Below are 12,152 nucleotides of genomic sequence, written 5' to 3' on the forward strand. Positions count from 1 at the left end.
ACGCACCGAGCTATTCCGGTTTGCAGGAACAACTCATCGCCGCCGGCATTGGTGCCGTGATCGGCTTTTACGATGGTTTTTTTGGGCCCGGCACCGGCAGTTTTCTGGTGTTCCTGTTTGTGCGCCTGCTGGGCTATGACTTTTTAAGCGCCTCGGCAGCGGCCAAGCTGGTCAATACCGCCACCAACCTGTCGGCGCTGGCGCTGTTCATCGCCAAGGGCCACATCTGGTGGCACTTCGTGCTGGCCATGGCGCTGGCCAATGTGCTCGGCAGTCTGCTGGGCACGCGGCTGGCACTCAAGCACGGCACCGGCTTTGTGCGCATCGTATTTTTGCTGGTGGTCAGCGCCCTGATCCTCAAGACCAGTTACGACGCGTTTTTGCGCTAAGGGTTTGACCTCAGCGGAGCGCGGCCACCGGGGTTGAAGCGGCTGCGGCTGCCGAGGCAGCGTCCGGCGGCGCCGCGACGGCTTGCACGCCACGCGGCCAGAGCACATCGGCGGCCAGCCGCGGCTGGCCCACTGGCGCCGAAGCGAGCCCTTTGCGCACCAGGGCCAGGTCTTCCTCGTTGGGGTATTGACCCAGCAACCAGTAATCAAAGGCGCGCCGGGCCATCGGTGCGGCAGAGACCGAGCCAAAGCCGGCGTTTTCCACAATCACGGCAATCGCCATTTTGGGATCTTCGGCCGGGGCAAAGGCAATGTAGAGCGCGTGGTCGCGCTGGCGCTCTTCCATGCGGGCGGCGTTGTATTTTTCGTTTTTTCCGAGCGACACGGCTTGCGCGGTTCCGGTCTTGCCACCGCTGAGGTAGCTGGCCCCGGCAAATACGCGGCGCGAGGTGCCCTCTTGCGTCACCCCCACCATGGCGCGGCGGATGGTCTCCAGGTGCTCCGGCTTGAAACCCAGGTTTTCTGCAGGCTGAGGTGCGATCGGCACACTGACCTGGCTGCTGGCGTCCTGGGTCGCCAGCACCAGTTGGGGCGGATGCTTGATGCCATGGTTGGCCAAAATCGCGGTGGCCTGCGCCAGTTGCAGCATGGTGAAACTGTTGTAGCCCTGGCCAATGCCCAGCGAGATGGTTTCGCCGGCGTACCATCTTTGCTGTTCCGGGCGCTTGAAGTAGTTGCGCTTCCAGTCCGTGCTGGGCAGCACGCCGCGCACCTCGCCAAAGATGTCAATGCCGGTGAGCTGGCCAAAGCCCAGCGGTTTCATGAAGTCGTGCATGGCATCGACACCCAGCTCGTTGGCCAGCGAGTAAAAGTAGACATTGCTTGACTCGACGATGGCGCGGTGCATGTCCATGATGCCACCGCGCTCATTTTCAGGGCTGCCAAAACGGTGACCGCCAAACATGAAAAAACCGGGGTCGTTGATCTGCATGCTGGCCGAGCGCTTGCCGGTGCTCAAGGCCGCCAGGGCCATGAAAGGCTTGTAGGTGGAGCCCGGCGGATAAGTGCCGCGCAGCGCCCGGTTCAGCAGGGGCTTGTCGATCGACTCGTTGAGCCCCTGCCAGCTTTCCTGGTCAATGCCTTCGACAAACAGGTTCGGGTCGAAGGTGGGCTTGCTGACAAACGCCAGCACCTCGCCGGTTTTGGGGTCCAGCGCCACCAGCGCACCCCGGCGTTCGCCAAACATGTCTTCAACGAGTTTTTGCAGCTTGATGTCAATCGACAGCTTGATGGTGTGGCCCGGGGTTGAGGACTGGCTCGACAGGCGCCGGGTGGCGCGGCCACCGGCCGAGGTCTCCATCGCATCAATGCCGGTGATGCCGTGCAGTTGCGCCTCAAAGCTCTGCTCGACACCGAGCTTGCCGATGTACTCGGTGCCACGGTAATTGGCGGCATCTTCCGATTCGTCGAGTTTTTCTTTTTCCGAAGTGTTGATGCGCCCGATGTAGCCAATCACATGGCTGGCCAACTCGCCATACGGATAGCTGCGAAACAGCCGCGCCTTGATGTCGACACCGGGAAAACGGTAGCGTTGCGCGGCAAAGCGGGCCACTTCCTGGTCGTTGAGGCGGCTGCGCAGCGGGATGGATTCAAAACTCTTGCCCTCCTCGCGCAGCTTTTTGAAGCGGCGCCGGTCACGCGGCGTGATCTCAAGAATTTGCGCCAGTTGGTCGATGGTTTGCGCCAGGTCAGGCACCTTGGATGGCGTGATTTCCAGTGTGTAGGCCGAATAATTGGTGGCCAGCACGATGCCGTTGCGATCCAGAATCAGGCCGCGATTAGGCACGATGGGCAAAATAGCCGTGCGGTTGTTTTCGGCCTGGGCGCGCAAATCGTCGTGGCGCAGCACCTGCAGATAAAAAAGCCGGGCGGCAAGCAGCCCAAAACAGAGCAGCACCACGACACTGGCCACCAGCACCCGCAGGCGAAAACGGGCCAGCTCAAGTTGAACGTTGCGGATGATCTTCATGCGCGCTTTAACAGGATGACTTCACCAGGGCGCTCACAGGGGCCGGTTGGCGTCCGGGTTGGGCGCGCGCTTTTGCGGCAACAGCAACAGCACACTGACGGCCGGCCACAACAGCGCCTCCAGAACCGGTGCCAACAGCATCGACCAGCCAGGAAAGTCGTCCCCGGCGAGCAGGCGCACCAGCAGCGTCAGGGCATGGGCAACCACAAACAGGGGCAACACCTGGGCCGCTTGCGATGGCACGCTGAACCAGAGCAGGCGGCGATGCATGGCAATGGCCAGAAAACTCAGGACAGCGTAAGCCAGGGCGTGCTGCCCGAGCAGCGCGCTTTGGTGCACATCCATCGCCAGACCCAGCGCGAAAGCTGCCGTCATGCCGACCCGCAGCGGCTGATGGATGGTCCAGAACACCAGCGCCAGCGCCAGCAGGTCGGGGAGCCAGGCCGTGCGTCCGAGCAGGCCCATATTGAGCAGCATGTTGCCGCCCAGCGCGACCAGCAGGCTGCTCCAGATGAAGAGCGAGCTCGCCGGCAACAGCAATTGCTGGCCACGCGGCATGATCATGGCTGCTCTCCCTTGCTGGCGCGTCCGGTCTCGCCCGGCACGGTCGGTCGGTCCGGCATCTGCCCGGCCAGCGGTTGCAACACCAGCACATGCAGACTGCCGTCAAGGCGGGCAATGGGCTGTGCCGTGATGCGGGCAAAAGCCGAGTCGGCGCGGCGTTCGATTTTCAGCACACGACCGACCTGCAAACCGGGCGGGTAGATGCCGTCGACACCGCTGGTGGTCAGCAGGTCACCGGCGGCCATGTCCACATTGGCGTCCATGTAGCGCAACTCCAGCGTACCGCTGCTCAAGGTGGCGTTGCCGAAGGCCAGCCCGCGGGCGCCGGTGCGTACATTCAGCACCGGTATCGCCTGATTGGGGTCGGTGATCAAGGTGACTTCGCTCACCATCGGATAGACCCGGGTCACCTGGCCCAGAATACCGGTTTCGTCCAGCACCGGCGCGCCGGCTGCCACCGCCTGCAGCGAGCCCTTGTCGATGATGACTTTGCGGGTGTACGGATCGGCGGCGTCATACAGCACCTGGGCCGCCAGGGCGGGCGTGTTGATGCGTGCGCGCATCGTCAGCAAGTCGCGCAGACGGGTGTTTTCGAGCGTGAGTTGTTCCACCTGCTGGGCCCGTTGGGACTGCAGCCCGAGCTGGTATTGCGCCGCCGCCTCCCTGGTTTGGGAACGATTGAGGGATTCAAAATACTGGCTGCCACCCTGGCCCCAGATGATCGGGCGCAGCGCCAGCCACTGCACCGGGTAAAGCACCGTGGCGATCGCGCTGCGCATCGGCTGGATCACATGAAAACGCAGATCGGCCACCATCAGCAACAGCGCCAGCGCGCTGAAAAAAACAAGCTTGGACAGAGCGGACGGGCCCTGCCTGAAAAATGGCGGTGGCGTGCCGTCCAGCGTACCGAGTGGCATCGCTGTGTGGCCCGTTTATTCGCTGGTAAAAATGGAGCCCAGGCGTTCCATTTGTTCCAGCGCAATGCCGCAACCGCGCACCACGCAGGTCAGCGGGTCTTCGGCCACCAGCACCGGCAGGCCGGTTTCTTCGGCCAGCAGGCGGTCCAGGTCACGCAGCAGGGCGCCACCGCCGGTCAGCATCATGCCGCGGTCGGCAATGTCGGCACCCAACTCGGGCGGGGTTTGTTCCAGCGCGTTCTTGACCGCCGACACGATGTTGTTGATCGGATCGGTCAGAGCTTCGAGGATTTCGTTGCTGGAAATGGTGAAGCTGCGCGGCACGCCTTCGGAGAGATTACGGCCGCGCACTTCCATCTCGCGCACTTCGCTGCCCGGAAAGGCCGAGCCAATTTTCTTCTTGATCGCCTCGGCGGTCGGCTCGCCGATCAGCATGCCGTAGTTGCGCCGGATGTAGTTGATGATGGCGTCGTCGAAACGATCGCCACCGACACGCACGCTGCCCTTGTAGACCATGCCGCCCAGCGAAATGACGCCGACCTCGGTGGTGCCGCCGCCAATGTCGACCACCATCGAGCCACTGGCCTCGGACACTGGCAGACCGGCACCGATGGCCGCGGCCATCGGTTCCTCGATCAGGTAAACGTCGCTGGCACCGGCGCCGAGCGCGCTTTCGCGGATGGCGCGGCGCTCGACCTGGGTGGAACCACAGGGCACGCAGATGATGATGCGCGGGCTGGGGCGGAAGATGGAGCGCGGGTGCACCATCTTGATGAACTGTTTGAGCATTTGCTCGGTCACCGTGAAATCGGCAATCACGCCGTCTTTCATCGGGCGAATGGCTTCGATGTTGCCGGGCACCTTGCCCAGCATGGCCTTGGCTTCCTTGCCGACGGCCTGGATCGTTTTCTTGCCTTGCGGACCGCCTTCGTGGCGGATGGCAACGACCGACGGCTCGTCGAGCACAATGCCCTTGTCGCGCACGTAAATCAGGGTGTTGGCGGTGCCAAGGTCAATGGCGAGGTCAGTCGAGAAATACTGACGAAATGTTCCAAACATGGATAAGTCCTTTGGGGCACATGGGGCGCTTCGGCTCACATGTCGCCGGGTAACGGGTTCAAAATGGGTGTTTTTGGGCTAAAGGCCGCGCTGGGGCGCATGGCTGCTCAAGGGATGGATAATAACCTATTGCCTGTGCATAACCCTGCAAAAGACCTTGTGATGGCTTTCATTTACACCCTGTTTCGATTGAACACCCATGCCACTTTCTACTGCTGATATTGACCGTCTGGCCCATTTGGCCCGCCTCGGCCTGGCACCGGACGAGCGCACCCGCCTGTGCACGCAACTCAATGATTTTTTTGGCATTGTTGAAAAAATGCGCGCCGTCGACACCAGCGGCATCATCCCGCTGGCGCATCCGGTGGAGATCATGGGCGATGTGGCGCTGCGCCTGCGCGACGACATCGCCAGCGAGCCCAACCAGCGCGAAGCCAACCAGCGCAATGCGCCAGCGCTCGATGCCGGCCTGTTTCTGGTACCCCGGGTGATCGAATAAACAAGAACGAATCCTCTCATCATGACGCAAATTACCTCTGATCTGCATGATCTGACGGTGGCCCAACTGGCCACGCAATTACGCGAGCGCAAGGTCTCGGCTGTTGAAGCCGCCCAGCATTTTCTGAGCCGTGCCGCGATACACACCAAACTCGGTGCATTTCTGGACAGGCAGCCCGACGTCACGCTGGCGCAGGCCCGTGCCGCCGATGAGCGCCTGGCCGCCGGCAACGCCGGCCCGCTGACAGGCGTGCCGCTGGCGCACAAGGACATCTTTGTGACGCGTGATTTCGCCACCACCGCGGGCTCCAGAATGCTCAAGGGCTACCACTCGCCGTTTGACGCCACAGTGGTGACCAGGCTCGGTGCCGGCGTACCGGGCGGCAGCCCGGGAGCGGGGATGGTGACCCTGGGTAAACTCAACTGCGACGAATTCGCCATGGGCTCGGCCAATGAAAACTCGGCCTACGGCCCGGTCAAAAACCCGTGGAACCTGTCCTGCACCCCCGGCGGCTCCTCGGGCGGCAGCGCCGCCGCGGTGGCCGCGCGCCTGACACCGGCCGCCACCGGTACCGACACCGGCGGCTCGATCCGCCAACCCGCGTCGTTCTGCGGTGTCACCGGCATCAAGCCCACCTATGGTCGCGCCTCGCGTTACGGCATGGTGGCCTTTGCCTCCAGCCTCGACCAGGCCGGGCCGCTGGCGCGCAGCGCCGAAGACTGCGCCCTGCTGCTCAGCGCCATGTGCGGCCCCGACCCGGACCGCGATTCCACCTCGCTCGACGTGCCGGCCGAGGACTTCAGCCGCAGCCTCAACGCCGAACTGGCCGGCTTGCGCATTGGCATTCCGGCCGAATTTTTTGGCGAAGGACTGGCGCCCGATGTGCGTGCTGCGGTCGATGCCGCCTTGAAAGAATTGGAGCAACTCGGCGCCAGGCTGGTGCCGATCTCGCTGCCGCGCACCGAGCTGTCGATTCCGGTGTACTACATCATTGCGCCGGCCGAAGCATCAAGCAACCTGAGCCGCTTTGACGGCGTCAAGTTCGGCTTCCGGGCCAAGCAGTACACCGACCTCAACGACATGTACCTGCAAACCCGCGAGCAGGGTTTTGGCGACGAGGTCAAGCGCCGCATCATGATCGGCACCTATGTGCTGAGCCATGGCTACTACGATGCCTACTACCTGCAGGCGCAAAAAATCCGCCGCATGATTGCCGACGATTTTCAACAGGCGTTCGCCGTCTGCGACGTGATTGCGGGACCGGTGGCACCCACCGTGGCCTGGAAACTCGGCGGCCACAGCGACCCCCTGACCGACTACCTGGCCGACATCTTTACTCTGCCGGCGTCGCTGGCGGGCTTGCCCGGCATGAGTCTGCCGGTGGGTTTTGGCGCCGGACACCTGCCTGTGGGCCTGCAACTGATTGGCAACTACCTGACCGAGTCGCGCCTGCTGAACGTGGCGCACCGCTTCCAGCAAGCCACCGATTGGCACACGGCCAAGCCGCAAGGAATTTGAAGATGAACACCCCTGTGCAAGAAACAAAACCCGCTGACTCCTCCTTGCTGATCATGGGTTACGAGGTCGTCATCGGCTTCGAGACCCACGCCCAGCTCTCCACCCAATCCAAGATTTTCAGCCGCGCACCGACCGCTTTTGGCGCCGCGCCCAACACCCAGGCCTGCGCCGTGGACCTGGCCTTGCCCGGCACCCTGCCGGTGATGAACAAGGGGGCCGTGGAGCGCGCCATTGAATTGGGCCTGGCGCTGGGCTCGCACATTGCCGAGCGCAGCATTTTTGCCCGCAAGAACTACTTTTACCCCGACCTGCCCAAGGGCTACCAGATCAGCCAGTTCGAGATACCGGTGGTGCAAGGCGGCGCGGTGGAGTTTTACCTGGGCGACGAGAAAAAATCGGTGCGACTGGTGCGCGCCCACCTCGAAGAAGACGCCGGCAAATCGCTGCACGAGGACTTCATTGGCCAGACCGGCATCGACCTGAACCGCGCCGGCACGCCCCTGCTGGAAATCGTCACCGAGCCTGACATGCGCTCCAGTGCCGAGGCCGTGGCCTACGCCAAGGAACTGCACAAAATTGTCACCTGGATTGGCATTTGCGACGGCAACATGCAGGAAGGCTCGTTCCGCTGCGACGCCAATGTGTCGGTGCGCAAGCCCGGCGCGCCGCTGGGCACGCGCCGCGAGATCAAGAACCTGAACAGTTTCAAGTTCATGCAACAGGCCATCGACTACGAGATCCGCTGGCAAATCGAGGAACTCGAAGACGGCCGCGCCATCGAGCAGGCCACCGTGCTGTTCAACCCCGACACCGGCGAAACACGCGCCATGCGCAGCAAGGAAGACGCCGCCGACTACCGTTACTTTCCCGACCCCGATCTGCCGCCGCTGGTGATCGCGCCCGAATGGGTGGAACGGGTGCGCGCCGGGATGACCGAGCTGCCGCGCGTGATGGCGCAGCGTTTTGTGCGCGACTACGGCCTGTCGGACTATGACGCCACGGCGCTGACGCAAAGCCGCGAGGTGGCGGCGTATTTTGAAGCCGCCACCCAGGCCTGCGGCCAGCCCAAACTGGTCGGCAACTGGATCATGGGCGAGGTCTCGCGCCGGCTCAACCTGGCCGAGGCTGATATCAGCGCCTGCCCCATCACGCCAGCGCAATTGGCGCAACTGGTCGGCCGCATCCAGGACGGCACCATTTCGAACAATGCCGCACGCCAGGTGCTCGATGCGTTGTGGTCAGACCCGCAAGGCTCGGTCAATGCCATCATCGAAGCCAGGGGTCTCAAACAGATGAACGACAGCGGCGCGCTGGAAAAGATCGTCGATGCTGTGCTGGCCGCCAACCCGAAGAATGTGGCCGAGTTTCGCGCCGGTAATGCCAAGGCGCTCAACGCGCTGGTGGGGCAGATCATGAAGGGCAGCCAGGGCAAGGCCAATCCGCAGCAGGTCAACGCCTTGTTGTTGCAAAAGTTGGCCTGATGACCCAAGCCAGGCAGCGCACAACCCGGTCGTGGGCTCCTGGGTTCAACGCGGCATACTCGCTATGGCCGGCGTCGGGTTGGCCTGCCAGAGTGGCTCCAGGCGCTGCCGTTCTTCGTCAAAACGTGTATTGACCGCCTGGATTTCCTTGTCCTTCTCGGCCAGAAAGCGCTCCTGCTCGGCCAGGGTTTTTGTCACCGCAGCGAGCTGCCGTTGCAACTTGGCCGGCGCCTTGCTTGGATTGCTGGCATAAAACGCCATCTCGTCGTTCAGTTTGCTGCGCTCGGCCAGCAGGTCTTTCATGCGCTCGGCACCCACCTGCCTGACGAGCAGAACTTGAGCCAGTGCCTCTTCCCGGCCTTTCTGATGCGCAACCAGGTTGGGGTAGCGGATCAACAATGCCCGATCCATCCTTTTTTCTTCTTCTTTTCTGGCACGTTCCTTTTGCTCGGCCCGGATCCTGACCTCGGACTGGCTCTGTTCGTAAGGGGTCAAGACCGGCCCGATTCTGGCTTTGACGGTGCCGCTCGGATTGAGAATTGTCTGCTCGCGGTCATTACATTCGACGATCGGGCGGTCTGAGGTGAGCTTGCGTCCGCTGGCATCGGTGCAGGTGTAAATCTGGGGCGTGGGACCGGCCACGGTCTGGGCGGAAAGCGTGACGCCGAACGAAACAAGTGCCAGCCCACCAGCAGCAGAAAGCCATGTTCGGGATGGTCGCAGACTCATGGTGATTTATCACCCACCCCATAGCGCGCCCGATAGGCCTGCACCCGCTGGTGGGCATCGGCCAGACCTGGCACACGGTGTTGTTCCAGATAATGCATCAGGTCGTCCAGTCGGGCAATGGCGCACACTTGCAAACCCAGTTGTTGTTGCACATACTGCACGGCACTGTGGTTGACATCGAGGCCATTTTCAGTGGCTTTTTCCTGCCGGTCCAGGGCGATGACCACCGCCTGGGCCCGGGCACCGGCCGCCTGGATCAGGGCAATGGATTCGCGCACGGCCGTCCCTGCCGACATCACGTCGTCAACGATCAGGACCCGGCCTTGCAGCGGGGCACCGACCAGACTACCACCTTCGCCATGGTCTTTGGTTTCCTTGCGGTTGTAGGCAAACGGCACGTTGCGGCCCAGCCGCGCCAACTCCACCGTGAGAGCGGCACCCAGTGGAATGCCCTTGTAGGCCGGGCCAAAAATCATGTCGAATTCAAGGCCGCTGGCCAGCAGGCGCTGCGCATAGAATTGCGCCAAGCGGCCCAGCTTGGCACCGTCGTCAAACAGGCCTGCGTTGAAAAAATAGGGGCTCAAGCGCCCGGCTTTGGTTTTGAATTCACCGAAGCGCAGCACCCCGCAGTCCACCGCAAACTGAACGAATTCCAGCGCCAGCGCATCCTGGCCGGGCGTCTGTATAGTTTGGGGTTCATAACGCTCTGACATGAAAAAATCCTTGTTCAAATTAACCAGCCTGAACCTCAACGGCATTCGCTCGGCCTGCAGCAAAGGCCTGCCGGCCTGGATCGCTCAACATGCCCCTGATTGTATTTGTGTACAGGAAGTCAAGGCCCAGAGCGATGATGTGCAGTGCCGTTTTGAGCAACTGGCTGAACTGCGCGGTTATTTTCATTTTGCCGCAAAAAAAGGCTACTCTGGGGTAGGAATATACAGTCGCCAGCAACCCAGTGAGGTCTTGACGGGTTTTGGCGACCCCGAATTCGACGCCGAAGGGCGTTATGTGGAGTTGCGCTTTGACAGCGGGGCCGTCAAACGCTCCATCATCAGCTGTTATTTTCCCAGCGGCTCGTCGAGCGAAGAACGGCAGCAGGCCAAGTTCAGGTTTCTGGACGCGATCTATCCGCATTTGCAGCGTCTGAAAACCGAGCGCGAATTTGTGCTGTGCGGCGATGTCAACATTGCCCACCAGAAAATTGACCTCAAGAACTGGAAAAGCAATCAGAAAAACTCCGGCTTTCTGCCCGAGGAGCGGGCCTGGATGAGCCAGCTGCTCGGTGACGGTGGCCTGGTGGATGTGTACCGCCAGTTGCACCCCGACGCCACCGATGAAGCCTACACCTGGTGGAGCAACCGGGGCCAGGCCTATGCCAAGAACGTCGGCTGGCGGCTGGACTACCACCTGGCCACCCCGGCGTTGGCGGCAGGGGCCAGAAACGTGGCCATCTACAAAACCGAGAAGTTCTCGGACCACGCGCCCATCACGGTTGAATACGACTGGCAGGCATGACCGTCAACGCCCCCGCCACCAAACCCTCGTGGATCAGCACCCTGCGGGTGTATCTGGAGCCCGCCAGCCTGCGCATGCTCATTCTGGGTTTTTCGGCCGGACTGCCTTTGCTGCTGGTGCTGGGCACCCTGAGCTTCTGGCTGCGCGAGGCCGGCATTGACCGCACCACCATCGGCTACCTGAGCTGGGTCGGCCTGGCCTATGCCTTCAAGTGGCTGTGGGCGCCGCTGGTGGACCGGCTGCCGATCCCGCTGCTGACGCGCTGGCTGGGGCGCCGGCGCAGCTGGTTGCTGCTGTCGCAACTGGCCATTGTCTGGGGCCTGATCGCCATGTCCTTCAACGACCCGCAAGTGGCGCTGACCCCGGTGGTATGGGGCGCCCTGGCGGTGGCCTTTGGCTCGGCCACGCAGGACATTGCGCTGGATGCCTTTCGTATCGAATCGGCCGACATCAACCGGCAGGCCGCGCTGGCGGCGTCCTACCAGACCGGCTACCGCCTCGCCATGATCTGGGCCGGCGCCGGCGTGTTGTGGATCGCGGCGGGCGCCCAAACCGCCGGACTGACGGGCTACCAGCACGGCGCCTGGCATACCGCTTACCTGGTCATGGCGGCCAGCATGGCGTTGGGCATCGTGACCGTGCTGGTCTCGCCCGAGCCCTTGCGCCGCCCGATGCCGGCGGCCAAGAACGCCATGGATTGGCTGCGCGGCGCGCTGGTAGAGCCGTTTGCCGACTTTTTACGCCGCTACCAGTGGCAGGCGGCGCTGATCCTGGCGCTGATTGCCGTCTACCGCATCAGCGACGTGGTGATGGGCATCATGGCCAACCCGTTTTATGTCGACATGGGCTACACCAAGGCGGAAGTCGCCACCGTCACCAAAATTTACGGCGTCATCATGACGCTGGCCGGTGCATTTATCGGCGGTGCCATGGCCATGCGGCTCGGGGTGATGCGGGTGCTGATGCTGGGCGCGGTGCTCAGTGCCGCCAGCAACCTGCTGTTTGCCGCCCTGAGCACGCGCGGCCATGACCTGACCGGGCTCATTGCTGTGATTTCGGCCGACAACCTGGCCGGCGGCATTGCCTCGGCCGCCTTCATTGCCTACCTGTCGGGCCTGACCAACGTCAACTACTCGGCCACCCAATACGCATTGTTCAGTTCCATGATGTTGCTGTTGCCCAAATTTATCGCCGGCTATTCAGGCATGTATGTCGATCATTTTGGCTATGGACACTTTTTCATTGCGACCGCCATGCTGGGCCTGCCGGTGTTGCTGCTGGTGTGGCTGGCAGCCCGTATGAAACCTGCCTGATTTACCCAACTTTACGCCGCCTTCAAACCCTGGATGCGGCTAAACATTAGACTCAAGTCAATGAACCAACACCTGCTGATGATCGAAGACGATGCGCGCCTGGCCAATATGGTGCGCGAGTATCTGGGCCAATCCGGCT

The 12,152-nt window shown here is 62.3% G+C and carries 12 protein-coding genes and 1 pseudogene; 7 read left to right on the forward strand and 6 right to left on the reverse strand.

Annotated elements, in window-relative coordinates; translation table 11 throughout:
- A partial coding sequence (locus NDI87_RS13060; protein ID WP_296275721.1) for a TSUP family transporter occupies positions 1–389 on the forward strand: 389 nt, incomplete at its 5' end.
- A gap of 10 nt (positions 390–399) precedes the next feature.
- Here the strand turns inward: NDI87_RS13060 and mrdA are convergent.
- The 4 genes from mrdA to NDI87_RS13080 are packed head-to-tail and all read right to left on the reverse strand — an operon-like array spanning position 400 to position 4,958.
- Positions 400–2,418: a penicillin-binding protein 2 gene (mrdA, locus tag NDI87_RS13065; protein ID WP_296275722.1), complete on the reverse strand. Its 2,019-nt coding sequence runs from the start codon at positions 2,416–2,418 to the stop codon at positions 400–402.
- A 33-nt stretch (positions 2,419–2,451) separates the two neighbouring features.
- Complete coding sequence (mreD, locus tag NDI87_RS13070) at positions 2,452–2,982, reverse strand: rod shape-determining protein MreD (protein WP_296275724.1); 531 nt, start codon at positions 2,980–2,982, stop codon at positions 2,452–2,454.
- Positions 2,979–3,899, reverse strand: coding sequence for a rod shape-determining protein MreC (mreC, locus tag NDI87_RS13075; protein WP_296275726.1), 921 nt, complete (start codon positions 3,897–3,899; stop codon positions 2,979–2,981). The genes mreD and mreC overlap by 4 nt, the downstream gene beginning before the upstream one ends.
- A gap of 15 nt (positions 3,900–3,914) precedes the next feature.
- Positions 3,915–4,958, reverse strand: coding sequence for a rod shape-determining protein (locus NDI87_RS13080; protein WP_296275728.1), 1,044 nt, complete (start codon positions 4,956–4,958; stop codon positions 3,915–3,917).
- Between the two features lie 199 nt (positions 4,959–5,157).
- Between NDI87_RS13080 and gatC the strand changes: the two genes are divergently transcribed.
- From gatC to gatB, 3 genes are read left to right on the forward strand one after another with little or no spacing between them, the layout of a single operon-like run.
- Positions 5,158–5,457, forward strand: a complete 300-nt coding sequence (gene gatC, locus NDI87_RS13085; RefSeq protein ID WP_296275730.1) for an Asp-tRNA(Asn)/Glu-tRNA(Gln) amidotransferase subunit GatC — start codon at positions 5,158–5,160, stop codon at positions 5,455–5,457.
- Positions 5,458–5,478: 21 nt separating this feature from the next.
- Complete coding sequence (gatA, locus tag NDI87_RS13090; protein WP_296275732.1) at positions 5,479–6,975, forward strand: Asp-tRNA(Asn)/Glu-tRNA(Gln) amidotransferase subunit GatA; 1,497 nt, start codon at positions 5,479–5,481, stop codon at positions 6,973–6,975.
- A 2-nt stretch (positions 6,976–6,977) separates the two neighbouring features.
- The gene (gatB, locus tag NDI87_RS13095; RefSeq protein ID WP_296275734.1) at positions 6,978–8,456 is read left to right on the forward strand and encodes an Asp-tRNA(Asn)/Glu-tRNA(Gln) amidotransferase subunit GatB; all 1,479 of its coding nucleotides are present in this window, start codon (positions 6,978–6,980) and stop codon (positions 8,454–8,456) included.
- Between the two features lie 45 nt (positions 8,457–8,501).
- On the opposite strand, the gene NDI87_RS13100 is transcribed toward gatB, so the two are convergent.
- Both NDI87_RS13100 and pyrE read right to left on the reverse strand, forming a co-directional pair.
- Positions 8,502–9,185 carry a DUF4124 domain-containing protein gene (locus NDI87_RS13100; protein ID WP_296275736.1) on the reverse strand — a complete coding sequence of 228 codons (684 nt, stop codon included), beginning with the start codon at positions 9,183–9,185 and terminating at the stop codon, positions 8,502–8,504.
- Positions 9,182–9,898 (reverse strand): orotate phosphoribosyltransferase, encoded by a 717-nt coding sequence (gene pyrE / locus NDI87_RS13105; RefSeq protein WP_296275738.1) that lies wholly within the window; start codon positions 9,896–9,898, stop codon positions 9,182–9,184. Before pyrE ends, NDI87_RS13100 begins: the two co-directional genes overlap by 4 nt.
- A gap of 10 nt (positions 9,899–9,908) precedes the next feature.
- Here pyrE and NDI87_RS13110 point away from each other — a divergent pair, with 10 nt between their 5' ends.
- The 3 genes and pseudogenes from NDI87_RS13110 to NDI87_RS13120 form a co-directional block, all read left to right on the forward strand.
- On the forward strand, positions 9,909–10,700 hold the full coding sequence (locus NDI87_RS13110; protein WP_296275740.1) for an exodeoxyribonuclease III: 792 nt from the start codon (positions 9,909–9,911) through the stop codon (positions 10,698–10,700).
- On the forward strand, positions 10,697–12,013 hold the full coding sequence (locus NDI87_RS13115; RefSeq protein WP_296275742.1) for an AmpG family muropeptide MFS transporter: 1,317 nt from the start codon (positions 10,697–10,699) through the stop codon (positions 12,011–12,013). Before NDI87_RS13110 ends, NDI87_RS13115 begins: the two co-directional genes overlap by 4 nt.
- 60 nt (positions 12,014–12,073) lie before the next feature.
- Positions 12,074–12,152, forward strand: a pseudogene (locus NDI87_RS13120) (DNA-binding response regulator); the annotation flags it as partial.

Origin of the sequence: Rhodoferax sp., assembly GCF_023701345.1 — a bacterium.
Classification (GTDB): Bacteria; Pseudomonadota; Gammaproteobacteria; order Burkholderiales; family Burkholderiaceae_C; genus Rhodoferax.